The organism is Bradyrhizobium elkanii USDA 76, assembly GCF_023278185.1.
GTDB lineage: Bacteria > Pseudomonadota > Alphaproteobacteria > Rhizobiales > Xanthobacteraceae > Bradyrhizobium > Bradyrhizobium elkanii.
This window is the reverse complement of the sequence record NZ_CP066356.1, coordinates 285,103-309,346: the sequence shown is the minus strand read 5'-3', so window position 1 is coordinate 309,346 and position 24,244 is coordinate 285,103. Positions and strand designations below refer to the sequence as shown.

At 64.2% G+C, this 24,244-nt stretch carries 19 protein-coding genes and 1 tRNA gene; 7 read left to right on the top strand and 13 right to left on the bottom strand.

What is annotated here, in order from left to right:
* Positions 1-113: 113 nt before the first annotated feature.
* Positions 114-926 (bottom strand): RMD1 family protein, encoded by an 813-nt coding sequence (locus JEY66_RS01440; protein ID WP_016845507.1) that lies wholly within the window; start codon positions 924-926, stop codon positions 114-116.
* A 176-nt stretch (positions 927-1,102) separates the two neighbouring features.
* Here JEY66_RS01440 and JEY66_RS01435 point away from each other — a divergent pair, with 176 nt between their 5' ends.
* Complete coding sequence (locus JEY66_RS01435; RefSeq protein ID WP_026192007.1) at positions 1,103-1,771, top strand: MBL fold metallo-hydrolase; 669 nt, start codon at positions 1,103-1,105, stop codon at positions 1,769-1,771.
* 8 nt (positions 1,772-1,779) lie between these two features.
* On the opposite strand, the gene JEY66_RS01430 is transcribed toward JEY66_RS01435, so the two are convergent.
* Together JEY66_RS01430 and JEY66_RS01425 are read right to left on the bottom strand one after the other, a co-directional pair.
* Positions 1,780-2,961 carry an extracellular catalytic domain type 1 short-chain-length polyhydroxyalkanoate depolymerase gene (locus JEY66_RS01430; RefSeq protein WP_026192008.1) on the bottom strand — a complete coding sequence of 394 codons (1,182 nt, stop codon included), beginning with the start codon at positions 2,959-2,961 and terminating at the stop codon, positions 1,780-1,782.
* Between the two features lie 209 nt (positions 2,962-3,170).
* The gene (locus tag JEY66_RS01425) at positions 3,171-4,577 is read right to left on the bottom strand and encodes an MFS transporter (RefSeq protein ID WP_016845504.1); all 1,407 of its coding nucleotides are present in this window, start codon (positions 4,575-4,577) and stop codon (positions 3,171-3,173) included.
* Positions 4,578-4,849: 272 nt separating this feature from the next.
* On the opposite strand from JEY66_RS01425, the gene JEY66_RS01420 reads away from it, so the two are divergent.
* Positions 4,850-6,091, top strand: a complete 1,242-nt coding sequence (locus JEY66_RS01420; RefSeq protein ID WP_018269224.1) for an LLM class flavin-dependent oxidoreductase — start codon at positions 4,850-4,852, stop codon at positions 6,089-6,091.
* A gap of 464 nt (positions 6,092-6,555) precedes the next feature.
* Here JEY66_RS01420 and JEY66_RS01415 read toward each other — a convergent pair whose 3' ends face one another.
* A complete protein-coding gene (locus JEY66_RS01415) occupies positions 6,556-7,398 on the bottom strand; it encodes an SDR family NAD(P)-dependent oxidoreductase (RefSeq protein ID WP_016840034.1) in 843 nt (280 codons plus the stop codon).
* Between the two features lie 178 nt (positions 7,399-7,576).
* Between JEY66_RS01415 and JEY66_RS01410 the strand changes: the two genes are divergently transcribed.
* The 3 genes from JEY66_RS01410 to JEY66_RS01400 all read left to right on the top strand — a co-directional run bounded on the left by JEY66_RS01410 (position 7,577) and on the right by JEY66_RS01400 (position 11,236).
* A complete protein-coding gene (locus JEY66_RS01410; RefSeq protein ID WP_018269225.1) occupies positions 7,577-8,539 on the top strand; it encodes a sensor histidine kinase in 963 nt (320 codons plus the stop codon).
* 246 nt (positions 8,540-8,785) lie between these two features.
* A complete protein-coding gene (locus JEY66_RS01405; RefSeq protein ID WP_018269226.1) occupies positions 8,786-10,516 on the top strand; it encodes a putative bifunctional diguanylate cyclase/phosphodiesterase in 1,731 nt (576 codons plus the stop codon).
* A gap of 315 nt (positions 10,517-10,831) precedes the next feature.
* Positions 10,832-11,236 (top strand): YccF domain-containing protein, encoded by a 405-nt coding sequence (locus JEY66_RS01400; protein ID WP_016843571.1) that lies wholly within the window; start codon positions 10,832-10,834, stop codon positions 11,234-11,236.
* A gap of 22 nt (positions 11,237-11,258) precedes the next feature.
* On the opposite strand, the gene JEY66_RS01395 is transcribed toward JEY66_RS01400, so the two are convergent.
* The 3 genes from JEY66_RS01395 to JEY66_RS01385 form a co-directional block, all read right to left on the bottom strand.
* Positions 11,259-11,516, bottom strand: coding sequence for a GCG_CRPN prefix-to-repeats domain-containing protein (locus tag JEY66_RS01395; protein ID WP_240536778.1), 258 nt, complete (start codon positions 11,514-11,516; stop codon positions 11,259-11,261).
* A gap of 110 nt (positions 11,517-11,626) precedes the next feature.
* Positions 11,627-12,667: an alpha/beta fold hydrolase gene (locus tag JEY66_RS01390; protein WP_016843573.1), complete on the bottom strand. Its 1,041-nt coding sequence runs from the start codon at positions 12,665-12,667 to the stop codon at positions 11,627-11,629.
* Between the two features lie 94 nt (positions 12,668-12,761).
* A complete protein-coding gene (locus JEY66_RS01385) occupies positions 12,762-13,841 on the bottom strand; it encodes an LLM class flavin-dependent oxidoreductase (RefSeq protein WP_018269228.1) in 1,080 nt (359 codons plus the stop codon).
* Between the two features lie 130 nt (positions 13,842-13,971).
* Between JEY66_RS01385 and JEY66_RS01380 the strand changes: the two genes are divergently transcribed.
* Positions 13,972-14,048: transfer RNA gene (locus tag JEY66_RS01380), tRNA-Arg, on the top strand.
* A 164-nt stretch (positions 14,049-14,212) separates the two neighbouring features.
* Here the strand turns inward: JEY66_RS01380 and JEY66_RS01375 are convergent.
* The 4 genes from JEY66_RS01375 to JEY66_RS01360 are packed head-to-tail and all read right to left on the bottom strand — an operon-like array spanning position 14,213 to position 18,323.
* Positions 14,213-15,376 (bottom strand): MFS transporter, encoded by a 1,164-nt coding sequence (locus JEY66_RS01375; RefSeq protein ID WP_026192010.1) that lies wholly within the window; start codon positions 15,374-15,376, stop codon positions 14,213-14,215.
* Positions 15,373-16,542, bottom strand: coding sequence for an MFS transporter (locus JEY66_RS01370; RefSeq protein WP_026192011.1), 1,170 nt, complete (start codon positions 16,540-16,542; stop codon positions 15,373-15,375). Before JEY66_RS01370 ends, JEY66_RS01375 begins: the two co-directional genes overlap by 4 nt.
* A 51-nt stretch (positions 16,543-16,593) precedes the next feature.
* Positions 16,594-17,955, bottom strand: a complete 1,362-nt coding sequence (locus JEY66_RS01365) for an NAD(P)-binding domain-containing protein (protein ID WP_026192012.1) — start codon at positions 17,953-17,955, stop codon at positions 16,594-16,596.
* Between the two features lie 50 nt (positions 17,956-18,005).
* On the bottom strand, positions 18,006-18,323 hold the full coding sequence (locus JEY66_RS01360; protein ID WP_016843578.1) for an ArsR/SmtB family transcription factor: 318 nt from the start codon (positions 18,321-18,323) through the stop codon (positions 18,006-18,008).
* A gap of 116 nt (positions 18,324-18,439) precedes the next feature.
* Here JEY66_RS01360 and JEY66_RS01355 point away from each other — a divergent pair, with 116 nt between their 5' ends.
* Positions 18,440-18,754, top strand: a complete 315-nt coding sequence (locus JEY66_RS01355; RefSeq protein ID WP_016843579.1) for an ArsR/SmtB family transcription factor — start codon at positions 18,440-18,442, stop codon at positions 18,752-18,754.
* On the opposite strand, the gene JEY66_RS01350 is transcribed toward JEY66_RS01355, so the two are convergent.
* Together JEY66_RS01350 and JEY66_RS01345 are read right to left on the bottom strand one after the other, a co-directional pair.
* On the bottom strand, positions 18,751-19,071 hold the full coding sequence (locus tag JEY66_RS01350; RefSeq protein ID WP_016843580.1) for a hypothetical protein: 321 nt from the start codon (positions 19,069-19,071) through the stop codon (positions 18,751-18,753). The genes JEY66_RS01355 and JEY66_RS01350 overlap by 4 nt on opposite strands.
* A gap of 71 nt (positions 19,072-19,142) precedes the next feature.
* Positions 19,143-23,966: an NAD-glutamate dehydrogenase gene (locus JEY66_RS01345; protein ID WP_016843581.1), complete on the bottom strand. Its 4,824-nt coding sequence runs from the start codon at positions 23,964-23,966 to the stop codon at positions 19,143-19,145.
* Between the last annotated feature and the right edge of the window lie 278 nt (positions 23,967-24,244).

The window sequence follows — 24,244 nt, the reverse complement described above, 5'->3', positions numbered from 1 at the left end:
AAAAATGGCGCCGTAGCCCGGAGCGAAGCGCAATCCGGGACGAACTTGACCGACTGGCCGGGACTCCCGGATTTCGCTGCCCTGCATCCGGGCTACGCTAATCGCAAGGCCCATTAGTGCCGGGCCATCGCCAGCTGATAGATGGTGATCAGCACCTCGAACAGGATCAGAAAGACGATGATCAACTCCAGCCGCAGCGAGCGGCTCGTGTCGATGATATCGGTCAGCACCTGCGCGGTTTCGGCGACGACCGCGAGCTTGCGGTTCAGCGATTCCGCACGCTCCTTCAATTCATACTCGTCCTCGAGCCTGGCGTAGAGTCGCTCGAGCTGCGGCTTGTCCCATAGGATATCGGGCTTCTCCGACACTTCGACCGGTCCGGCCACGCGATGCCGCACCAGCAGCGCGTTGCCGATGTGCTTGAGGATCGCAACGCGGCCGCCATGGACGCGACCGCCCTTGGCGAGCTCGCGTGCAAGCGGCTCGGTCGTGTCGAAGACCGCCCGGACCTCGCGCTCGTGCCGCGCCAGCACCACGCTTTTCGCCAACGCCTCGCCGACCAGGATCAGCCGCTCCGGCGACAGGCCTTGCAGATAGATCGGGCCGCCCGGCGGAATCTGATCCTCCTTCTCGGCGGCGAGCTCGATGATTGCGATCTCCTCCTCGCGCCGCGTGAACAGGCCGGTCATGCGCGACTGCAGGCTGCGCAGGAATTCATCCTCCTCCAGCGCATTGAGGCCGATCAGGACGACGACGCCGTAGCGGAACAGGATCGCCACGCCGTTTTCATTGACGCGAAATGCCAGCGGCGTCGTGGCCAGCACGTCGCCGCGCTCGAGGCCCGACGTGTTGATGCGGTCCGCGACGAAGAAGGCGCGCGCGGTGGTCCGGGGTCCGCCGATCGGTGATTTGAGAGTCTGGGTCATGAAGTTCCGGACTGCGAGGACTTGAATCATGATCGAGAGCAGCCGCGTACCGGCCTGCTCGCGAACTTGTTCTGCTGGAGGAGACCTTATCACGGCCCGTTTGGGGATCACACGCCGGGGCAGCCGCATTTCCCGGTGCGTGTTGACGGCGTTTGCCGGAAGCCTATGGTGCCGCCATGAACGAGACAACCGACACCAAACCAAAGGCCGGCGCGATCATCGTGCCGGTGACGCTGTTCGAGCAGAACTGCACCATCATCTGGCACGAGCCCACCAAGAAGGCCGTGGTGATCGACCCCGGCGGCGACGTGGCGAAAATCCAGGCCGCGATCAAGCAGACCGGCGTGACGGTCGAGAAGATCTGGCTGACCCACGGCCATATCGACCATGTCGGCGGCGCCGCCGAACTGCGCGACGCGCTGCAGGTCAAGATCGAGGGCCCGCATATCGCCGACAAATATCTGCTCGACAATGTCGTCTCGAGCGGCGAACGCTTCGGCATGACCGGGGTGCGCAATTTCGGGCCGGACCGCTGGCTCGATGAGGGCGATCAGGTCTCGATCGGCGACCTCACCTTCGACATCCTGCACTGCCCCGGCCACTCACCGGGCAGCGTGGTGTTCTTCAACAAGGAGCTGCGCTTCGCCCATGTCGGCGACGTGCTGTTCGCCGGCTCGGTCGGGCGCACCGACCTGCCCGGCGGCAGTCATGCGACGCTGATCCAGTCGATCAAGGACAAGCTGCTGCCGCTTGGCGACGATGTCGGCTTCATCTGCGGCCACGGCGCGGGATCGAGCATCGGCCAGGAGCGGATGACGAATCCGTTCCTGACCGGTGAGATGTAGCTACTTCATCAGCCCTTACTCATCAGCCCTGCGGCGGAGAGCGCCCGCGTGATGACGCCGCCGACATCGACACCCTTGCTCCGTCGCTTGCGCGGCCGGCCGCTGTTGCGGCCGGATGCCACCTCCGGCTCGGCCGCGGGCACCGGTACCGTCATCGAGACCGTGTCGGCGCGCTCGCGCGGAATTCCGGTCGGCGCGATAGGCGGCTGACGAACCTTGTCGGTCAGACCGAAGAAGCTCGCGATGTGATACGACGAAGAGATCCCGGCCTCGATCAGAAACGCGCCCTCCACGCCATAGCGCTCGTCATTGTCGGCAAGCCCGAGCGGCGTGCCATGCGCCATGTCGGCGATGGTGTAGGACTCGACCAGGGTTTCGCCGTCGGCGTTCCACCAGACCTCGCGCGGATGACCGTCGACATCGGCCTTCGACATCGCCGCAACGGGCAGGCCATGCACGTCGAGCCACTGCCGCACGATCGCATCGGCATTGCCCGGATGCACGGTGCGGTCGGCGCTGCCGTGCCATACCGAAATCTTCGGCCAGGCGCCGCCATGCGTCGAAGCGTTGCGGACGAGACCGCCGAGCTCGGGCGCGGACAGCGCGCTGCCATGCATCATCGCGTGCAGCGCTTCGCGCAGATCGGTGGCGACGCCGAACGGCAGGCCGGCGATGATGGCGCCGGCCGCGAACACATCCGGATGGGTCGCGAGCATGACCGAGGCCATCGCGCCGCCGGCGGACAGTCCCGTCACATAAATGCGACGCGGGTCGATCTCATGCGTGCCGACCAGATGCGCGATCATCTGCCTGATCGACGCGGCCTCGCCCTGCCCGCGCGCGATGTCTTGCGGATTGAACCAGTTGAAGCAGGTGTTGCCGTTGTTGGAAGCCTGCTGCTCCGGCATCAGCAGCGCGAAGCCGTAATGCGCTGCAAGCGCCGACCAGCCGGCGCCGAGATCGTAGGACGCGGCGGACTGGCCGCAGCCATGCAAGACCACGACGAGCGCGGGCGACCGCGCCAGCTGCGCGGGCACGAACGAGAACATTTTCAGATCGCCGGGGTTGACGCCGAATTCGGTCGTCTCGACGAGCGGCGTCGGCACGGCCGGCGCGAGTGCGCCAAGGCCGCTGAACGCGTTCATCTTCGGCAGATGACGCAGAAATTCGACGTTGTTGATCAGGGACAACAGCAACTCCTGAGGTGATTTAGTCTTCTGTGCCACCCGAACAGATAATTGCTGCACTGCGAAATGAAAAGACCGTGTGCTGTCTTTCCCTGCGGAATTGTGAGAATCGGCGTTAATGCGTGATCGCGCTGCGGGCTGGGTGAAATGGTTGCCTTAGTACCTTGTTGAGCATGAACTTTTCGAAAGGAACGCACCACATGCGTGCGGATTCATGCGCTCGCACGGCGCATCCATGACAGAAATGCGGCTGAAATGGTGATCGACAGCACAAACAATGCGCATGCCGCAATCAGCGCCAGACGCGCTGACATCGTGCTCTCGATTGCGAAGAAGACAGCGCCGATCGCGGCAACGCCGGCCGCGTTGCCGATCTGCGTCGTCGTGCCGTACATGCCGGAGCCGGCACCGGCGCTGGCGGGCTGCACGCTCGCGAGCACCGCGCTCGACAATGGCGCCATCACAAGCCCCTGGCCGTAGCCGAAGATCATCAGCAGCAGTGCGAGCAGCAGTGCCGACGGTGCCGCGACCGCCTCAATTGTCGCGACCAGCACGGCGAGACCGACGATCTGCAGCGCACAGCCCTCGATCAGCACCAGCGTGCCGCGATGCCTGGCGCGCAGGCCGCTATGACGCGAGGCGATCACGAAGGTCAGCGCCAGCGGCACGAACACCAGCCCGGCCTGAAGCGGCGGAATCTTCAAGCCCTTCTGCATGAACATGGTCATGATGAGATAGAAGGACAGGTTGGCGAAGAAGAAGAAAAACACCGCAACCAGCCCGCCCATGAAGGCGCGATCCGACAGCAGCGACAGATCGATCAGCGGCATGCCGCCGCGGCGCGCGACGGATCGCTCGAGCCGCACGAAGGCCGCGATCACAGCGATGCCCGCTGCCATCACCAGCCACACCCATCCCGTCCAGTTGAGATCATGGCCGAACAGCAGCGGACCGATCAGGCACAGCAGGCCCGCGAACAGCACGATCGCGCCCGGGATATCGAGCCGCGTGCCGGCACGGCGCGGCACCGTCGGCATGATCTTCAGCGCCGCCGCGATGATGACGACGCCGCACGGCACGTTGACGAAGAACACCGCGCGCCAGCCGAGCCCCGCGAGGTCGAGCGTCACCAGCACGCCGCCGAGCATGAAGCCGGCGGCGCCCGCGAGCCCCAGCACGATGCCGTAGATGCCGAACGCCCGCGCGCGGGCGGCGTCTGAGAACAGCAGATGCAGGGTCGCCAGCACCTGCGGCACCATCAGCGCCGCGGTGGCGCCCTGCGCGAGCCGCGCGACGATGAGCTCGGGCCCGGACTGCGCAAGCCCGCACCACAGCGAGGTCACCGAGAAGCCGGCGACGCCGGCGATGAACACGTTCCGGGTGCCATGGATGTCGCCAAGCCGGCCGCCGGTGACCACCAGCGTGGCATAGGCGATCAGGTAGATCGCGATCACGGCCTCGATTTGCGCCGGCGTCGCGTGCAGCTCCGCCGCGATCGTCGGGATCGCGACGTTGACGATGAAGGCATCGACACCGAACATGAATTGCGCCGACACCACGATCGCCAGCACCCACCAGCGGCGGGATGTGTCCGCTCGCGTCGAAACGATCTGGTGCATGTCCTGTCCTGCCCGAAATGACGTTACGGCGGACATCAGCAGATTCCGGTCATCGCTTCGATTACCTGCGAGGTAAGCCCGGGATCACAGACGCTCGAGCCCCGGCTGCCATTTTGCGTTGACGCGCTGGGAAACATTCCGGACGGCGGCAATCGCCGCCGATTTGCGCAACAACCATGCGACCGCCGCAACCCCCGAGCATTGCCTTGCCCCGGGCCACCCCGTAGGTTGGCGGAAAGCCCCCGATAACAATAGTCCGGAGAGAACGACCCATGGCGCGCCTCAAGTTCGGAGCCTTCCTCGCCCCGCATCACCCGATCGGCGAGCATCCGATGCTGCAATTCCGCCGCGACCTCGACTTCGTCGAGCAGCTCGACGCGCTCGGCTACGACGAATTCTGGTGCGGCGAGCACCACTCCTCGGGCTGGGAGACCATCGCCTCGCCGGAGATGTTCCTGGCCGCCGCCGGCGAGCGCACCAAGCGCATCAAGCTCGGCACCGGCGTGATCTCGCTGCCCTATCACCACCCCTTCAACGTCGCGCAGCGCATGGTGCAGCTCGACCACATGACCGGTGGCCGCGCCATCTTCGGCTCCGGCCCCGGTGCGCTCGCCTCCGACGCCCATACGCTCGGCATCGACCCGATGACCCAGCGCGACCGCCAGGATGAGGCGATCGCGGTGATCCGCCGCCTGTTCAACGGCGAGCGCGTCACCGCCAAGACCGACTGGTTCGAGATGCACGACGCCGCGCTGCAGATCCTGCCGCTGCAGGAGGACATGCCGTTCGTGGTGGCCTCGCAGATCTCGCCGTCGGGCATGACGCTCGCCGGCAAATACGGCATCGGCATCATCTCGCTCGGCTCGATGTCGACCCAGGGCCTGATGGCGCTGCCGCAGCAATGGCAGTTCGCCGAGGACGCCGCCAAGAAGGCCGGCACCACCGTGAGCCGCGCCAACTGGCGCGTGCTGCTGTCCTGGCACATCGCCGAGACGCGCGAGCAGGCGCGGCGCGAGGCCGGCGCCGGGCTGATGCGCTGGCACAACGAATATAACGTCGGCACCCTGATGCGGCCGGGCCTGACCGCGTTCGCCTCGCCGGACGAGGCCGTCGACAAGACCGCCTTCGTCGAAGGCGCCGCGTCCACCATCGGCACGCCGGATGATCTGATCAAGATGATCAAGAACCTGGTCGATGTCTCCGGCGGTGTCGGCTCGATCATCGGCTTCGCGCATGACTGGGCGAATCCGGAAAACACCCGCCGCAGCTGGGACATGGTCGCGCGCTATGTCGTGCCCGAGATCAACGGCTATATCGACGGCCTGCGCAAGTCGCGCCAGTTCCTGATCGACAACCGCGCCGTGTTCGAACGTGCCGGCCAGGCTGTCATGGCCAAGATCATGCAGAACGACAAGGCCGCCGCCGCCCTTCAACAAACCGGCCCCGGCCGCGTCGCGATCCCCGCCGTGAATGCGCCGGATCTTGCGAAGGCGGCGGCCAAGCAGAAGGTGTGATTTGCGATCCTTCCTGGAGGAAGAAAGAACGCCAGCTCGCGCCACATCCACCGCCGTCGTCCCGGCGCAGGCCGGGACCCATACTCCGCAGCGGGTGTTGTGAACGGGACTCGTCGTTCCAGCATTGGGCAACAATCACCATTCGGGGTAATGGGTCCCGGCCTGCGCCGGGACGACGGCGGGGATGGCTTGCGATTCAAGACGCCAAACAATGCGGCGTCATCACCCGCACATGCTGCGTGCGAGTGAGACCATTCGGGCGTGTCGAGGTCGTGAGCCTGATGACCTCGCGCAACCAACTCTTCGATCGCGGACGATTTCCCCGTGCCAGACATGCCCGTGATCAAGACGCGCTTCATGCATTTTCCTCGCCCTGAAGGAATCGGCAGCGCGCGCTATGGATTACTCCGGCCTTCGCCAATGCTTCTGCGGACAAATCGCGTCGCTCGCAATGACGGATGCTGCTACCCTGCGCCTTGATCGGACGCCTTGCGCAGCGCGACGTAGCCGGCCTGCTGCTGGCTCCAGTTGCGGCCGCCGGTGATGGCGCCGTCGATCACGAGGTCATGGCCGTTGATGAAGCTCGATTCGTCGCTCGCCAGAAACACCGCGGCATGTGCGATGTCGTCGGGCAGGCCGGCGCGCGGGATCGGCTGTGCCGCCTTGTAGACCTCGCGCATCACGGCTGCGGTCTTCTCGGCCGCTTCCGTCGACAATCCGAGCGCCTTGCCGAAAATGCCGGTGGCGATCGCACCCGGCGAGATCGAGTTGACGCGGATGCCGGACTCGCCGAGCTCCATCGCGACGCATTTGGTGAAATGGATGACCGCGGCCTTCGCGGCGCCGTAGACCATCGACGAGGAGAAGCCGGCGAGCCGTCCGGCGATGCTGCCATTGTTGATGATGCTGCCGGAACCCTGTTTGCGCATGTAGGGCGCGGCATGCTTCATGCCGAGCATGACGCTGCGCACCAGCATCGCCATCGCGGCATCGAACCGCTCGACGTCGAGGCCTTCGATGCCCCCGGTCTGCGCCGGGCCGCCGGCATTGTTGAACAGGCAGTCGATCCGGCCGAACTTCTCGACCGCAAGCGCGATCAGCGCCTGCATCTGTTCCTCGACCGTGACGTCGGTCTGACGAAACACGCAAGCCTCGCCGAGCTGTTGCGCCAGTGCCTCGCCCTCCGGCGCGCGCCGCCCGGCGATCACGACCTTCGCGCCCTCCGCGACAAAGATCTCGGCCGTGCGCAGCCCGATGCCGCTGGTCGCCCCTGTGATCACCGCGACCTTGCCGTCCAGCCGTCCCATGTCGGTCCCTCAACTTACCTATGATGTTGCGGATATTCCCCAGCTCCTGGCGCCAATACAAGCACTTGCACGCTGCCACGCCCGCAAGGTCCGCCTGTGGCCAGAAGGCCACAACTGCGGTTTTTCGGTCGCAGCGGCCTTATTTTGGGTCGCCTGTTCACGTGAACTGGAACGAGCAATGGCGAAATGGATCGATGATTTCAGGGCGTGTTGGCGGGGCGATGCCCAGCCGTCGGTGCGGCTTGCGGTCGCCTTCGCGGTGCTTTGTCTCGTTTTGGCCACGGCCGCGCGCTTCGGGCTGGCCCAGATCCGGCCGGACGTGTTCTTCACGCCCTATTTCCCGGCGGTGTTCTTTGCCACCGCCCTTGGCGGTTTCCGGATCGGGATCGCGACCGCGCTGGCGAGCGGCCTGCTCGGCGTGGTGCTCAATTTCAGCGGCGCGCATGCCGATCCGGCGCGCTTTGCGCTGCTGATGATCTTCTGGGTTGTGTGCGGCATCGCGATCTGGGGCGTGGAGCACTACCGTTCCCTGGTCGCGCAGCAGCGCGAAGTTTCCAAGCGGCTGATCGAGGAAGAGCAGTATCGCAAGGTCGTGGTCGACGAATTGCAGCACCGGCTGAAGAACAAGTCCTCGACCATTCATGCGGTGCTGCATCAGGCGCTGCAGGACCGGCCCGATGTCTGGCAGCGCATCGACCATCGCATCCGCGCGCTCTCGGCGACCGACGATCTGATCGCGCGGGTCGATGGCTATGGCTGCGATATCAAGGATTTGCTGCGCTCGGAACTCGGGCCCTACGGCCACGTGCGGTTCAACCTCAATGGCGAGCAGCTATTCCTGCCCGCCAAGCTCGCCGTCTCGCTGGCGCTGATCTTCCATGAGCTCGCAACCAATGCCGGAAAATACGGCGCCTTCTCATCGCCGCGCGGGTTTTTACAAGTGTCATGGACGGTCGATGACGGACGTCTCAACGTGATCTGGGACGAGACCGAAGGACCGGTGGTCGAGGCGATCGGCGAAGCCGGCTTCGGCACCAAGCTGCTCAAGTCGGCGCTGCGGCCGTTCGACGGCAAGACCGAGATCAGTTACCTGAAGACCGGTGTTCACTGCACCATGCAGTGCAAGCTTCCGAGCTGTTGATAAGTCGTCATTCCGGCACAGCCGCACGTGTTGGTGCAACCGCGCGCGCCGCAATCGCTTTCACCAGCGGCCGCAGCCGACATTGATACTCTGTTAATGACGATTGCCGCGACGGCTTGCGAAAGCCGTCGCGGTCTCATTCTGTCACGGCATTTCGCAGGTCCGCTTAACCAAAACTACAACGGACTTTGCCAAGGTCGGCGCATGCATAGTCTCACCAGACACGATTTTCAGACGGGCGCGGCAGTGACCGGCCAAGACGATATTTCCAGCAATGAATTACGGATCCTGCGCGACCTTCTCCAACTGCTGCCGGCGGGCGTGACCGTTCAGGACGAGCAGGGCGAGCTCATTTTGGTGAATGAAGCAGCCGCGAGCCAGCTGCAGCTGGCGGCCAGCGCGAGCCAGCCGTCCTCGGTCGACGAGCGCCACGCCGCCAACCTCGACCTGCTGCGCAGCGGCCATCCGGTGGTGCTCGAGGAAGTGCTCTCCTGCGGCGCGTCCAAATACGTGTTCCTGACCTCGCACCGGCCGGTCCGGATCGCCGGTCGCAATCTCCTGATCTCGACCTCGACCGACATCAGCGAGCAGAAGGCGTTCGAGGACCAGCTGTTCCGCTCGGCCTATTACGACGAGCTGACCGGCCTGCCGACCCGCCGGGTGATCGAGCATCGCGTCAGCGGCCTGATCCGCGACGATTCGCAAAGCCATTTCGCGCTCGCCTTCCTCGACGTCGACAACTTCAAGCACATCAACGACTATTACGGCCACGCGATCGGCGATGCGCTGCTCGTCGAACTGTCGAAGCGGCTCGGCCACGCGCTGCGCGAAACCGATATCCTGTCGCGTATCTCCGGCGACGAATTCCTGCTGCTGCTCAACCCGATCAGCGGCAATGACGAAGTCGCCGAATTCATCCAGGTCATGCAGGAGCGGCTGAAGGCGCCGTTCTTCATCGAGGACTCCGAGATCTTCGCCTCGACCTCGATCGGCGTCAGCCTCTATCCCATGCATGGCCGGAGCTACGAGGCGCTGCGCCAGAACGCCGACATCGCGATGTACCGCGTCAAGAACAACGGCAAGGGCTCGACCGCGTTCTTCGACAACAGCATGGAGCGCGAGGCGCTGGCGCGGATGAAGATCGAGCAGTCGCTGCGGCTGGCGATCCTTGAAAAGCGCTTCTGCTGCGCGTTCCAGGCCAAGGTCGATATCCGCACCCAGGAGGTGAAGGGCATCGAGGCGCTGGTGCGGCTGCGCGACGACGAGGGCGTGATCCAGGCGCCGGGCACCTTCATCGATCTCGCGGTCGAACTCGGCCTGATCGACGAGCTGACGTTCCTGGTGCTGGCGGAGATCGTCAAGTCGATCGACCTGATCAACGACACGTTCGGCCCGACGGCGACGATCAGCATCAATGTCGCCGCCAAGCAAGCCTCCAACCTCGAATTCATGCGCCGGTTCGCGCGCGCGCTCGATGAGACCGGCTTCCCGAAGCGCTTCATGATCGAGGTGACCGAGGACGCGTTCGTGACCCGGTCGCACTTCCAGGACCAGATCCTGCCGATCCTGCGCGGCATCGGCGTCGGCATCTCGATCGACGATTTCGGCATCGGCTATTCGTCGCTGTCGGCGCTCGCCGACATCACCGCCGACGAGATCAAGATCGACCGCTCCTTCATCACCGACATCCATCAGCGGCCGCGCAGCCAGGGCATTTTGCGCGCGATCGAATCGCTGAGCGAGGCGCTCGGCATGACGGTGATTGCCGAGGGCATCGAGTCCTACGAGGAGCTCACCTATCTGCAGGCGGCGACCAAGATCCGCTACGCCCAGGGCTATTACTTCGCCAAGCCGATCTTCCTCGAGGATTTGAAGCCGGCGACGCCCGTCGCCAGCGAAGCGCGCGCCAGCATGGCCGCGCGCCCGGCCCTGGAAGGCCGCCAGACCTATTCGCGCGCCAGCGGTTTTAGGCGGTAGCAGGTTTCCCTCTTTCGCAAATTCGTCAGGCCCGGGCTTGACCCGGGCATCCACGTCTTCGGCTCCAACTGAAGTAGGACGTGGATGGCCGGGACAAGCCCGGCCATGACGACGTCGGATTTTGCAGCGGCAGCGCTCCTTCTCCAGCGCGGCCCTGTAGACGGCGTCGCTGACCTTCTTGTCGCGATAGAGAGCGATGCCGAGATCGTACAGCGCGGCCTCGTCACGGCAGGCGCGCGGTTAGGCCACACCTACCGCAGCGCCGGGCAGCGGCGTATATAGAGAATAGTCCCAAGCGGCGCGAAGGTGTCAGCCATGCAGCCTGTGTCTATCCTCCTGAACATCCTCTGGATCCTGATCGGCGGCGCGTGGATGGCGTTCGGCTGGCTGGTCGCCGCCGTGATCATGGCTGTGACCATTATCGGGCTGCCCTGGGCGCGCGCCGCCTTCAACATCGCGGTCTACACGCTGCTGCCGTTCGGCTCGCGTGCGGTGCGCCGAGATGAGGTGACCGGCACGTCCGACATCGGCACCGGACCGCTCGGGGTGATCGGCAATCTGATCTGGTTCATCCTGGCCGGCTGGTGGCTCGCGATCGGCCATGTGATCACCGCGATCCTGCTCGCGGTGACCATCATCGGCATCCCCTTCGCCTGGGCGCATCTCAAGCTTGCCGGCATCGCGCTGTGGCCGATCGGCAAGGTGATCGTGCCGGCGTGACGCTGGCTTGGCCGTCAGCGGGCTAGAGCCAATCCTTCGTCGTCTGCGAACAGGCCTGGAGGTCGCGCCGCCAGATGAAGCCACCGCCGCCACACGGGGGGCGAGCGCGCGAGGTGGCGGGGCACTCGTTCCTGACCCGCGCGCCGGTGCCCCAGCCGTCGATCACGCAGGCACCTCGCGAGGTCCTGTGGCAACCGTCGCCGCATCCCTCTGCGGCATTGGCCGGGGTCAAGCCGAGGAAGGCACCGGCTGTCAGAAGCGTGATCAAGCCTGCTCTCATGATGTTCTCCATCGAGCTGTCGGTCGTGATGCTCCATTCGCGACACGAGCGTAGGCGATCTCGGTGCCGCTTGCCACCGAATCCGCGCACAAATTCTGGTGTCGGGGGGCTCAGCGCGCCGCTTCGCAGCCGGGGATGTCGAACACCGCGGTCAGGCCGCAGGGCGAGTTGAGCATCTTGCCGCCCGCATGACCGACGCCGGGCACATCCCACACGCGGTGGTTCGGCGTGCCCTCGTCGCGGGCCTGCATCGCGGCGGCATAGGAATGCCCGCGCGCGTAACGGTACGGCCCTTCGGCCTCCGCCATGCAGGATTTGTCGAGCGCGGGATGATTGGGGTTGGTGTCGAGCGTTCCGAGCAGATAGATCACGCGGCGCGCGACATAGGCCTGCTCCAGCGCGGCCGACGAAGGCTCGGCAAGATAGGGCGGGCGGCTGTCCATGCCGAATTTCCAGCTGTTATAGCCGTGGCAGTTCGCCGCGATCGCGGCCTCCGGCCGCTCTTTGGTGAAATAGGCGTAGGAGGACGGATTGGCGACCACATAGCGCACGCCGATGCCCTGCCGCAGCAGCACCTTGTCCCCCTTCACCGCGATTGCATAGCGCTGCACCACCTGGCCGCCGCCGGAATGGCCGAACACGACGACCTGCTGCAGGTTTGGAAACAACTTGCGGTCGCCGAGCTTCGCCAGGATGGCGTCGAGCGCCTCGAATGAGCTCGCCGGGCTCGGCGCGAGCGCGGGCTCGCCGCCCTGCCAGCCATAGAGGCTCCAGCGCAGCGTCTCCGCCGGCAGCTTGAATGCCTCGACGTCGGACTCGATCAGGAATTGCGGCGCGATCATCAGCGCATGCTCGCCGGCATCGCCGGCCGCGGCCTGCGCGCTCAGCGCCGCGCGAAAATAGTCGTCGGCATTGCGCAGCACCCCGTGCAGCACGAGCACGGCGCGCGTGACATCCGGCAGCGGACTGGACCAGTCGGCCGAGAGGTAGAGCGGAAAGCTCGCATTGCCGACGGCAAGCCGCGCATTGGCGATCTCCTTGACCGGCTTCAGGTCGCGCTCGGTCTGTGCCTGGGTCGCGGACGCTGCGGGTCCGTGCGCCGCCGCCACGACGAGCAATGCCGCGGCCGCAAGCCAGGCCCGGTGATGCATGGTTCGACTCCGTTGCTGCCGCGAGCTCGGCTGGATCATGGCGCGTCAGGCGCAGATTCACCCGTGAATTTTCGGAAAGCTTCCGGATCGCACCTCAGGCGACGAGCCGCCCGCGATTGTTGGCGGCGAGGGTCGGACGGATCAGGCGGCCGAACCGCTCGGCCTCCTCGTCGTGCAGATAGCCGGACAGGCAGAAGGAGTGGCAGCCGGCGTCGATGAACTGCTGCAAGGTGGCGGCGCATTGCGCGGGATCGCCGACCACCGCGATGCCGGCGCCGGGCCGCACCTTGGTGATGCCGGTCCACAGATGCGGCATCAACAGATCGCCGTAGTCGCGCGCGAGTTGCTGCACGCGCTGGTTGGCCTCGGAACGATTGTAGAGCGTCTTCATCTCCTGCTTCTGCCGCTCGGTGGCGTGGCGCACCAGCTGGTCGGCCGCCTCCCAGGCATCCGCCTCGTTCTCGCGGCAGATCACCTGCAGCCGCATGCCGAAGCCGATCGCATCCTCGCGGTCATGCGCCCGCGCCATCCGCCGGATCTCGGCGATATTCTCTGCGATGCGTTCCGGGAGGTCGCCCCAGAACAGATGAACATCGGAATGCTTCGCCGACACCTCCCAGGCCTGCCGCGAGCCGCCGCCGAGATAGAATTTTGGAAATGGCTGCTGCAGCGGCCGCGGCCGGATATGCGCGCCGGAGATGGTGTGAAACCTGCCCTGGAAATGCACCGGACCGCGCGTCGTCCATAGCGCCTTGAGGATCGAGACCTCCTCCTCCATCAGCGCGTAGCGCTCTTCCTTGGGCTGGCGCACGCCCTCGGCCTCGACCTCGCTCTCGTTCTGGCCGGCGATCAGATTGATGCAGATTCGCCCGCCCGACATCTGGTCGAAGGTCGAGATCATCTTGGCCATCAGCACCGGGTTGATATAGCCGGGCCTTGCTGCGATCAGCGGCTTGATCCGGCTCGAGCGCGCCGCCATGAAGGCGCCCGTGATCCAGGCCTCCCAGCACACCGAGCCGACCGGGATCAGCAGATACTCGAAGCCGGCATGCTCGGCGGCCGCGACCACGCGCTCGCAGAGTTCCGGCGAGCCGGCGATCTGCGCCTCCATCAGCCCATAGGCGGTGGTGTCGCCATGCGTGGGCAGATACCAGCCGAATTCCAGCGGACGCATGGGCAAACTCCCTCGAAAGACGGCCTTTTTCCGCGGCCTGTCATATTGTCGGGAGGCAGTTTACAGCCCTTGACCGGCCGGACAACGCCGTTGCCGACGCGGAGCCAATCAGCTAAATGAACCCCTGCACGCACCCGTAGCTCAGCTGGATAGAGCGTTGCCCTCCGAAGGCAAAGGTCACACGTTCGAATCGTGTCGGGTGCGCCAGTTTTTCTTTGTTTACAACGCGATATGAGCGTCCGAACCGAAATTCCAGTTCTGTCTCATTCGAGCGAGTAAGCAATCTGGATAAAATCGTCGCCGAGAGTCGATAGGTTGCTCACTGACAGTGTCGGTCAGAAGTTCGCCCCGCCTAAGGTGTTGCCACTCCGTTATGGCGCTTGTCTCGCTCGCAGAAAAAAAAGCGCGATGAATGCGGAAACCGACGCTAGCGCCGTGATCCATAACGCTCCTGCACCGAGATATTCAGCAAACAGGCCAACGGCGAGCGGCGCGACGGCACCGGTCGCGCGGGCCGGAAGCGATAGCACGCCAACGCGACGGCCAAAGCCGTGCGGCCCAAACAGTGCGAGCGGTAGCGTGCCGCGCGCTATGGTCAAGATGCCATTGCCCGCACCGTAGAAGATGGCGAAGGCAGGGGCGAACACCGGTCCTCCAGCCGCAAGGACTGCTATGCCGAGTGGATTCATGACCGTCGCAAGCCGAGTCGACGCAAGAGGATGGTAGCGGCTAAGCCAGCCCGCTTCGATAATCCGCGCTGCCACCTGTGCCGGGCCGATCAGGGTTCCCGCGAGCAGCGCTGCCGCCGGTGTTGCACCGAACTGCAAGAGCAGGGAAGGCATCAAGGCAGAAAGTCCCGAACTCACAAACCCGGTCGCCGCAAAGACATAAGCCACGAGGATCATGGCGACTGTCTCGCTTTGCTGCGCCGACTCTGTGGGCCTTACCTCATCGGGCAAAGCCGCCTGGAATGGTTTAGCGCGCGGCAGCGACAGGTTCAGCGGCAGCGCGAACGCAATGTGAATAAGCGCCCAAACCTGGCACGCAATCCGCCAGCCAAAGTGCGCATCGAGATACGTGGTGATCGGCCAACCTATCGTGCTTGCGAAGCCTGCAATCAGGGTGATGCCGGTAATCGGCCTGCGGGCGGCGTATCCATACATGCGCGTCAGTGTCGCAAAGGCGGCCTCATAGAGCCCCATCCCCATGCCAACGCCGAGGATGAGCCACGACGCGATCAACACAACGCTTCCGGACGCGAAAGAAAGAAGGACCAGTCCCGCCGCAAACACGACGTTCGAAACGGCAAGCAGCCCCCGGCCGCCGAACGTATCGATGAAATGCCCAACACGCGGTCCCAGGAGGCCCGCGATGATCAGGCCGACCGAAAGCGCGCCGAAAACGAGAGTCGACGAGATCCCAAGGTCGCGGGCGATCGGATTGGCAAGAATCGCCGGCAGATAATAGGTGGAGGCCCACGCCAGCGTCTGGCTGGAGCCAAGCGCCAGTATGATTGGAAGCTGACGTTGACTCATCCCTGTGGCGCCCTCGCCCTCGACCAATAGAGCGCGACGGGGCCGAGCAGAATGCCTGCCGCGAGTACGGCAAACGCTGCCGCCCAGGCGGTGGCACTCGATGGTCCGCCCGCCGCATCCAGCGCGACGCCAAGGGCCCACGCGCCCAAAGCCGACAGACTAAAGCCAACGGTCGAATGCACGGCCATCGTTGCGCCGCGGTAGTTGGGATCGGCGGCCATCGTCATTCCCGAGGTCAACGCACCGGAATCGGCGGGCACCGTGATGGCGTAGACCAACACCAGTGGCAGCAACAGCCATGGCGATTTGTCGGCGAACGCGCCGATCAGCAGCGCCACGCAAGCAGAACTCAACATCACGGCGGTGATGGCGCGATGTCGACCGAACCGGATCGCGCATTCGTTGCCGAGGATGCTAGCCGGCATCGCGAGCAAGGAGAAAAGCACGCTGACGACGACGGGCGTCAGGAGTGAGCCTTCCGAGTTCCTCACCGCCACGAAAGTCCAGAATCCAACCAGCCAGGTGCGGATGCCGTAAAGCTCAAAGCAGTGGGCGCCATAGCCGAGAACAAAGCCCATGGCGTTGCTGTTGCGGAACACCGGCGCGAAGTCCAAGAGGCGGCCCTGCGCGGGTTTTGGCGCCACCGGCCGCAGCAGGAAGCAGACCGAAAGCATCATCAGCGGGCCCAGCGCTGTCACGAGGAAGGCTGAGCGCCAGCCCAAAGCTTCCGCAACGAGTTGCGAGACCAGGAACGACAGCCCGACGCCGAACGAAAAGCTCGACGTATACAGCGTGACCGCGCGGGATGAATCGCCGGGTGCCAGCCGGTCAGTCAGCGCCTTGAGACCGGGCATATAAGCGCCCGCGAAGCCGATGCCCGCAATGGCGTTGAACAATGCTCCGGACCAGAGGCCGGTCGCAAACAGGCCGAACAGCAATGTACCGAGTGCACTGACCGCCGAGCCCGCAATCAGGATCTTGCGCGCGTCGATCCGGTCAGTCAGCGTGGCCAACACCGGCACCGTCAACATGTAGCCAGCTGCGCCCGAGCCGGCGAGAAGGCCAGCCTGCGCACCGCTCAGGTGCCATTCCGGAATCAGGAATGCGGCAAGTATCGACGGCACGACGACATGCGGGAGCAAGCTACCGAGCTGCCCCACACACATCGCCGCGATGACGGATCGCCCCTCTAGCGTCAGCATTCGCACCTTTCCGCGCTAAGCTGCACAGCCACAGCCAGCTTTTCCTGCACCCTTCGCCTTAGCATCATCGACGCAACAGGCGTCCGCCCGTTCGGTGGCCGACCCGCCACAGCATTCGACCTGTCCCGGTGTCGCGCTGCGGCTGCACACGCCTGTCTCGGGCAATACGAGTTCAACCCGCGCTGCCGCTTCATTGTCACCGGCAATTTTGGCCGCAATTGACCGCACCTGCTCGTAGCCGGTGAGCATCAGGAACGTTGGCGCACGCCCATATGACTTCATGCCGGCGAAGTAGAATCCCGGCTCGTCCTGCGCGAGTTCGGCCGCGCCATGTGGGCGTACTGTGCCGCAGCTATGTTCATTGGGGTCGATCAGCGGCGCCAGCGCGATCGGGCATTCGATGGCCGGATCGAGCTGAATCCGAAGTTCACGCAAGAATTCGAGGTCGGAACGGAACCCCGTCGCGACGATTAGTTCGTCAGCCACAATGCTCCGGTCGCAGCATCCGGCAGTGGCAAGCTTCAGGCGCTCGCCGTCACGGTCGATGCGAGTCACAGAGAAGCTGGCTTCCACTCGGATTTGCCCAGAGGTTACCAGCCCTGCCAGAGCCATTCCCAGTTCGCCACGCGCCACGAGTTTGTCATTGACGCCCCCGCCAAAAGCTTTGGCAGGATTGTCACCGCGCAAGATCCAAATGACTTCGGTGCTTGCAGCCTGAGATTTCAGATTCGTGAGTTCGATTAGCGTGCCAACCGCAGAATGCCCAGCCCCGAGCACGGCGATGGCCTTTCCAGCATACCGGGCGCGATCCTTGCCGAGCACGTCGGGCATCCCGTACGCGATCTTGGTAGCGTTCTCCCGCTCGCCGAGGGCCGGAAGACCGTTTGCGCCACCAGGGTTCGGCGAGAACCAAGTACCTGACGTATCGATCACCGCATCGGCGCGAATGCTTTTCGGGCCTTGCCCGTTTTGGTAACGAAGCTCGAAAGGCGCGTCGCCGCGGCCTTTGGTCTTGAGCTTGTCGAAACCAACGCGACTGATGTCGGTCACGCGGCTTGATGTATGAATGTGATCCTTGAGCACCGTGCGGTGAGCCAGCGGTTCGAGATACTGCGACAGCAACTCACCGCCGGTCGGATATTGCTTTGGATCCGGCGAATTCCAACCGGTTGGCGCCAGCAAGCGCTCGGCCGCTTTGTCGACGTTGTATTCCCACGGCGAGAACAACTGCACGTGGCTCCACTGCCGCATCGCATGACCAATTTCCGGACCTGCTTCCAAAACGGCCGGTGTCATTCCGCGTTCAATAACATGAGCAGCGGCGGCAAGTCCGACAGGACCTGCGCCAATGATAGCAACCGACTTCGACTGTTCCATTTTGCTTCTCCTATCAAACTAGAAATATCGAAATTTTCGACCTGAAAAGATCAGGCCGCAGTGCTTGTATCCTTGCATTCGGTCGCATCGGCGCAGCATTCAGCAACTAGAAAGTCGACCAGCCCCTGCATCACGTCATAGTTGGCGTGACACGTCAGAGTCGTTGCCTCCCGCACCTGGGTGATGAGGCCGGCGGTCACGAGCGTCTTGACGTGGTGCGACAGGGTTGATGGCGCGATTTTTAGTTTATCCTGCAATCGGCCGACGGGCAGACCAGCCTGCCCAGCGCGAACAAGGGCACGATAGATCTTGAGCCGGGTCGGATTGCCCAAAGCTTCAAGGTGCATGGCTGCGTCATCCAGTTTCATGTCTATAATCTGTCGCAACAGCTTCAGAGTGTCAACTATATTTCTAGTATTATCGAATTAAAGACGGCGAACGATCGCCTAAACGGTTTTCTGATATAATCGATAATTCTCGATATATGGAACCAGAGCAAGCCATCTTGGCGCTCGCCGCATTGGCCCAGCCGACCCGGCTCGATGCTTTTCGCCTGCTGGTGAAGAACGAACCGGAAGGACCGGCGGCTGGCGATATCGCCAAGGCCCCGTCGGTCCCGCAAAACACCATGTCATCGCATCTGGCGATCCTGTCGCGCGCGGGATTGGTGGCGGCTAAGCGTTTCGGCCGCTCGATCGTATACGGCGCCGAACTCGAGGTCGCGCTTTTGCGAGCGCCATTTCCGCTTCGTTTGCCGCCGATCAATTGTAGCCTTTGCTGCGGCTTCCCGCGGCTTTAAGGGATTCTTGCCACAACGTTGGGACGGTTTTTCTCGAGCCAGGCGACGGCCTCGGGTCCATCGACGACACACTCGAAGGTTTCCCAGGTTGGGTCCTCCAGAGATTCCAGTTGCAGTCGCTTCGCCGCATATTCAACGAGGTCGTGCAGGCGTTCGTATCCTTGTCTGTGCTCGAGGGAATCTGCAATCGCGGTGCTGGTCCATCCTCGTTGGGCCAAATCGATAATGCTCGGAGCGTCAGCTTCGCTGAACCACGGTGTGGCATCGAACTCGATGCAGCGAACATTGTCGGCGGTATGGCAGGTGGCGTGGATCATTGGATTCCTCCGTTTGCCGGCAAACTACCTGCGCCAGCATTGCGCTTCTCACATCGCCGCCTCGCACGCCTTCAGGCCTTGACCAAGTCCCCCAGCAGGTTCGCCGCAACCGTCAGCTTGGCGAGGGTCAGGCCGCTGGCCGCGATCTCCTCGACCGAGCGGCGGATACGCGTCGCCTCGGGGTGAGCCGCGAGCCAGGTCTCGACGGCCTGCTGGCCAGACTGGCCGGTTGCCAGCATATCGGCGGCCAGTCTCCTCTCGGCGCCGGCGATCTGCTCGACGGCGCGATCGATGGCCATGCGTTCGAAATAATCGTTGGCCGGCACACTGCGTGCGGCGGCGATGATGCGGTCGAGGCGGAAATTCGCCTCGGCGGCGTAGAAGGTCGCGGCGGCATCGCCGATGGGGCGCGTGGTGCGCTCGGCGACCGTCACGATGTCGGGAGCCGAGACCAAAGCGTCAAGATCGGCGAGCTCGCCGGCGAGGCCGGCCGGGACACCGGCGTCGGCGAGTTCCTGCCGCCGCTTGACGCGCGCCGCTTGCAAGTCCGGCGGCAAGGCAGTGTCGAGCCCGGCGACGATCTGGCGGATCGCCGGGCCGAAGCGCGCGACGACGGCCTCCAGCCCGTCCTTGAAATCGACATTGCGCACGTACCAGACCATGCGGGAGAGCAGGAGGTCCTGCACCGAAAGGTAGAGGGACAGCTGCAGCTGCCCGTCGATGCAGGCGTCGAGCGCGTCGATCGCGTCATTGAGCCACTTCAGGCCGAAGCATTCATCGACCGCCACATAGGCCATGACAATGGTCGGGATATCGGCGTCGGTCTCGTCGATCAGGCGCACGACGCAGGCCGGGCCGCCGCGATTGATCACCGCATTGGCGAGACTGGTCGCGATGATCTCCCGCCGCAGGCGATGCAATCCGGCCGCGGTCGGGAATTTGTCCTGAACCTCGCGCGGAAAATACTGGGATAGCTCGCGGGCGAGATAGGGGTCATCGGGCACGCTGGTGACGAGCAGGTCATCGTAGAGGGTCAGCTTGGCGTAGGCCAGCAGCACGGCAAGCTCGGGCCGCGCCAGCGACTGGCCGCGCCGTGTGCGCTCGGTGAGCGCGGCGTCGTCGGGCAAGAACTCCACGGCGCGGCTGAGCAAGCCGCGCTGTTCGAGCGACTGCATCAGGCGGGTGAGGAAGCCGGTCTCGGCCACACCCTTGCGCTCTGCCAACGAGAGCGCCAGCGTCTGCAGATAGTTGTTGCGCAGCACCAGCGCGCCGACCTCGTCGGTCATCGCGGCAAGCAGGCTGTTGCGGTCGGCGGGACTGAGGCGCCCCTCGCGCTCGGGGCGCGCCAGCGCGATCTTGATGTTGACCTCGACGTCGGACGTGTTCACGCCGGCCGAATTGTCGATGGCGTCGGTGTTGAGCTTGACGCCCTTCTGCGCCGCTTCGATGCGGCCGCGCTGGGTAACGCCGAGGTTGGCCCCTTCGCCGATCACCCGGGCGCGCACGTCGCCACCCGCGATGCGGATCGGATCGTTGGCGCGGTCTCCGACCTGATCGTCGCTTTCCCCGGAGGAGCGGACATAGGTGCCGATGCCGCCAAACCACAACAGGTCCGCGCGAGCCTTCAGGATCGCCGTCATCACCTCGAAAGGCGTGGCTTGCGGCTTGTCGAGATCGAGCAGCGTGCGCACTTCCGGCGCAAGCGGAATCGCCTTGAGCGAGCGCGAGAACACGCCGCCGCCCTGCGAGATCAGCGACTTGTCGTAGTCCTGCCAGCTCGATCGCGGCAGATCGAACAGGCGCTTGCGCTCGGCGAAGCTGGTCGATGGATCGGGCGAAGGATCGATGAAGATGTCGCGATGATCGAAAGCCGCCACAAGCCTTGTCGCCGGCGAGAGCAGCATGCCATTGCCGAAAACGTCGCCCGACATGTCGCCGACGCCGACCGCGGTGAACGGCATGGTCTGGATGTCGGTGCCGAGCTCGCGGAAGTGGCGCTTGACCGCCGTCCAGGCGCCGCGCGCCGTGATCCCCATCTTCTTGTGGTCGTAACCCTGGCTGCCGCCGGATGCGAAGGCATCGCCGAGCCAATGGTTCTTCTCGGCCGAGATCGCGTTCGCGACGTCGGAGAAGGTGGCGGTGCCCTTGTCGGCGGCAACGACGAGGTAGGGGTCGTCGCCATCGTGGCGCACGGTGGATTCGGGCGGCACGACGATGTCGCCGTCGAGATTATCGGTGAGTTCGAGCAGCGAGCGAACGAAGATGCGATAGCTTTCGGTGCCCTCCGCGAGCCAGGCGTCGCGCCTGGCAGGCGGCGGCAGACGCTTGGGCACGAAGCCGCCCTTGGCACCGACCGGCACGATCACGGCGTTCTTGACCTGCTGCGCTTTCACCAGGCCGAGGATCTCGGTGCGGAAATCCTGCGGCCGGTCGGACCAGCGCAAGCCACCGCGCGCAACCTTGCCGAAGCGCAGGTGGATACCTTCGACACGAGGGGAATAGACGAAGATCTCGTAGAGCGGTCGTGGAGCGGGCAAGTCGTCGATCCGGCGCGCGTCGAACTTGAAGGAGATCACCGGGCGCGGATGTCCATCCTCGCCGATCTGCCACAGATTGGTGCGAACGGTCGCCTGCACCAGATTGGTGAAGCGGCGCAGGATGCGGTCTTCATCGAGCGAGGCGACGGGTTTGAGCTGTTCCTCGATCTCCGCAAGCAAAGCCGCCTCGCGCGCCGTGCGCTCGCGATCGGTAAGGACGAGGCGCGGATCGAGGCGGGTCTGGAACATCGCGACCAGGCTGGCCGTGATCGCGGCGTTCTTGCGCAAGGTCTCCCACATGTAGTCCTGGGTGAACGGAGCGCGGATCTGGTGCAGGTAGCGCGACAGCGCCCGGATGGTCGAGACCTCCCGCCAGCTCAGCGCGGTGCGCAGGATCAGGCCGTTATATCCGTCGGATTCGGCGCGATCGGTGACCACCGCCATGATCGAGGCTTCCAGACGATGGCTGAATTCCGGGTTGATCTCGATGGGCTGGCCGTCACTGGTCTCGATCGTCATGTCGTGCAGCCAGACCGGCTCCGGCCTGTTACCGGGCACGATCTGATAGGTGCGTTCGTTGACCACGCGCAGGCCGTGATTTTCGATCACGGGCACGCGGTAGGACAACGACAGCGGTACGGCGTCCGAAAACACCTTGAGGCCGAAGCGCCTCGGATCGTCGCCTTCGATGCGGTAAACCGAGATCGTTACCGGGCGGGCCGGCGTCAGCTTTTCGACGGTCGTGATATCGGCGATCGCCTGTTCCGCACCGAACACCTCGGTATAGCCGCCGCTGAAGGCCTGGGCATATCGGTTGGTGAGCATGCGCGCCCGCATGCCATCGGTCGACGCGGTGAGCGCGGCCTTCAGCTTGTCGGCCCAGGTCGCGGCAATGGCGCTGATCCCGGCTTCGAGCAGGGCGCGGTCGACGACGGGCGTTTTGCCTTCATAGCGCCCGATGATGAAGTGGACGCGCGCAAGCGCCCCTTCAGGGAATGATACGTAGGAGGCGGACAGCTTCCCTTTGTAGGACTGCGCCAAAAAGCTTCCGACGCGCGTGCGGACGTCGGTGTCGTATTTGTCGCGCGGAATGAAGGTGAGGATGGAGACAAAGCGATCGAACTTGTCGACCCGCGGCAGCGCCCGGACGCGCGGACGCTCGTAGAGGATCAGGATCTCGATGACGAAGTTGTAGAGCGTGTCGACGTCGATCTGGAACAGCTCGTCGCGCGGATAATCTTCGAGAATATGCATCAGCGCCTTGCCGGAATGGCCGTTCGGGTCGAAGCCCGCGCGCTGCAGCACCCGCGAAACCTTGTGGCGGACATAAGGGATCTGCCGTACCGAGCGAGTATAGGCCCCCGAGGTGAAAAGGCCGACGACGCGCAATTCGCCTTCGAGCCGGCCGTCGGGCGAGTAGAGTTTGATGCCCACATAATCCATCCGGGTGCGGCGATGGACGCGGCTGGAGACATTGGCCTTGATGACGATCAGCAGGGTCGGCTCGTGCATGAACTCGCGGATTTCCGGCGTCATCACCACCATTTCGCTGCCGCGGCGCAGGACCTTCACGTCCGGATCGCGCAGGATGCCGAGGCCTTCGCCGGTTGTAATGTCGTCCGACGCGTCGCTGTCGGGCGAGAAGCGATATTTGCGCACGCCGAGGAAAGTGAAATTGTCCGCGCAGAGCCATTGCAGGAACTGATTGGCTTCGGCGAGTTCGTCGATCGGCAGCGGCGGCGGATTTGAAGAGAACGTCTTGATCGCTTCCTCGACGCTGTCACGCATGACGCGCCAGTCGGCAACGCAGGCGCGGACATTGTTCAACGTCCTGGTCAGGCCGTCGATCAGCTTCTGGCGATCGGAATCCGCGTCCAGGCGGGTGATGTGGAGATGAATCAGGCTTTCGCGCGCGCCCTTTGCTCCCTCCGGCAGCGCTTCCCCGTAGAATCGCAGCAGCTTGCCCCCATCATCGCGCTCCACGGCGATGATCGGGTGAGCGACCAGGGTGACCTCAAGGCCCTGCTCGGCGAGCTCCGCCATGGTGGAGTCGAACAGGAAAGGCATGTTGTCGTTGAGAATTTCGAGCACGGAAATCTCGCGCCCGTTCGGCAATGTCGGATTGACGACGCGGATATCGGCGCTGCCGGCCGTGCGCCGCTGCACGTGCTCCCAGGCCTGCTCAGCCAGGAGGGCAAGCGAGGCGGCATCGTAATTGGCGAGATCCTCGATATTGGTGTAGCCGAACAAGGGCTCGGCAAAGGCCCGAGGGCTCTTGCCCGCTGGCACGCTGCCCGCTGCATCGCGGATCAGGGCTGCCCGGGCCTTGTCGTCACGCCACGCCATAATGTCCTCCATTTGCCGTGCCGTCCGATCGCAGCCGCGACCATCCGCTTGATTCTGGAGTGCATCTCTTCGTGCGTCGCGATCGAATGCTACGCAAAATCCTAGCTTCGACGGCTGCCGACGACAATACTACGATCCCGCAGCGAAGGGGGGCGCACGCTGTCGTGAGACGTGTCGAATTTCACTTGCGACAGCGGCTTGGCCGAAGCCGGCGGCGACGGAGGTCGAACGCCTGGGGCGGGAAAAATCACATGCAATTTCAATTATGTACGGGTTCGTGGTTTTGTTCT

Coding starts and splice junctions, on each gene's coding strand:
- JEY66_RS01440 (WP_016845507.1), bottom strand. CDS start 926: ATGACCCAGACTCTCAAATCACCGATCGGCGGACCCCGGACCACCGCG.
- JEY66_RS01435 (WP_026192007.1), top strand. CDS start 1,103: ATGAACGAGACAACCGACACCAAACCAAAGGCCGGCGCGATCATCGTG.
- JEY66_RS01425 (WP_016845504.1), bottom strand. CDS start 4,577: ATGCACCAGATCGTTTCGACGCGAGCGGACACATCCCGCCGCTGGTGG.
- JEY66_RS01420 (WP_018269224.1), top strand. CDS start 4,850: ATGGCGCGCCTCAAGTTCGGAGCCTTCCTCGCCCCGCATCACCCGATC.
- JEY66_RS01415 (WP_016840034.1), bottom strand. CDS start 7,398: ATGGGACGGCTGGACGGCAAGGTCGCGGTGATCACAGGGGCGACCAGC.
- JEY66_RS01410 (WP_018269225.1), top strand. CDS start 7,577: ATGGCGAAATGGATCGATGATTTCAGGGCGTGTTGGCGGGGCGATGCC.
- JEY66_RS01400 (WP_016843571.1), top strand. CDS start 10,832: ATGCAGCCTGTGTCTATCCTCCTGAACATCCTCTGGATCCTGATCGGC.
- JEY66_RS01395 (WP_240536778.1), bottom strand. CDS start 11,516: ATGAGAGCAGGCTTGATCACGCTTCTGACAGCCGGTGCCTTCCTCGGC.
- JEY66_RS01390 (WP_016843573.1), bottom strand. CDS start 12,667: ATGCATCACCGGGCCTGGCTTGCGGCCGCGGCATTGCTCGTCGTGGCG.
- JEY66_RS01385 (WP_018269228.1), bottom strand. CDS start 13,841: ATGCGTCCGCTGGAATTCGGCTGGTATCTGCCCACGCATGGCGACACC.
- JEY66_RS01375 (WP_026192010.1), bottom strand. CDS start 15,376: ATGAGTCAACGTCAGCTTCCAATCATACTGGCGCTTGGCTCCAGCCAG.
- JEY66_RS01370 (WP_026192011.1), bottom strand. CDS start 16,542: ATGTGTGTGGGGCAGCTCGGTAGCTTGCTCCCGCATGTCGTCGTGCCG.
- JEY66_RS01365 (WP_026192012.1), bottom strand. CDS start 17,955: ATGGAACAGTCGAAGTCGGTTGCTATCATTGGCGCAGGTCCTGTCGGA.
- JEY66_RS01360 (WP_016843578.1), bottom strand. CDS start 18,323: ATGAAACTGGATGACGCAGCCATGCACCTTGAAGCTTTGGGCAATCCG.
- JEY66_RS01355 (WP_016843579.1), top strand. CDS start 18,440: ATGGAACCAGAGCAAGCCATCTTGGCGCTCGCCGCATTGGCCCAGCCG.
- JEY66_RS01350 (WP_016843580.1), bottom strand. CDS start 19,071: ATGATCCACGCCACCTGCCATACCGCCGACAATGTTCGCTGCATCGAG.
- JEY66_RS01345 (WP_016843581.1), bottom strand. CDS start 23,966: ATGGAGGACATTATGGCGTGGCGTGACGACAAGGCCCGGGCAGCCCTG.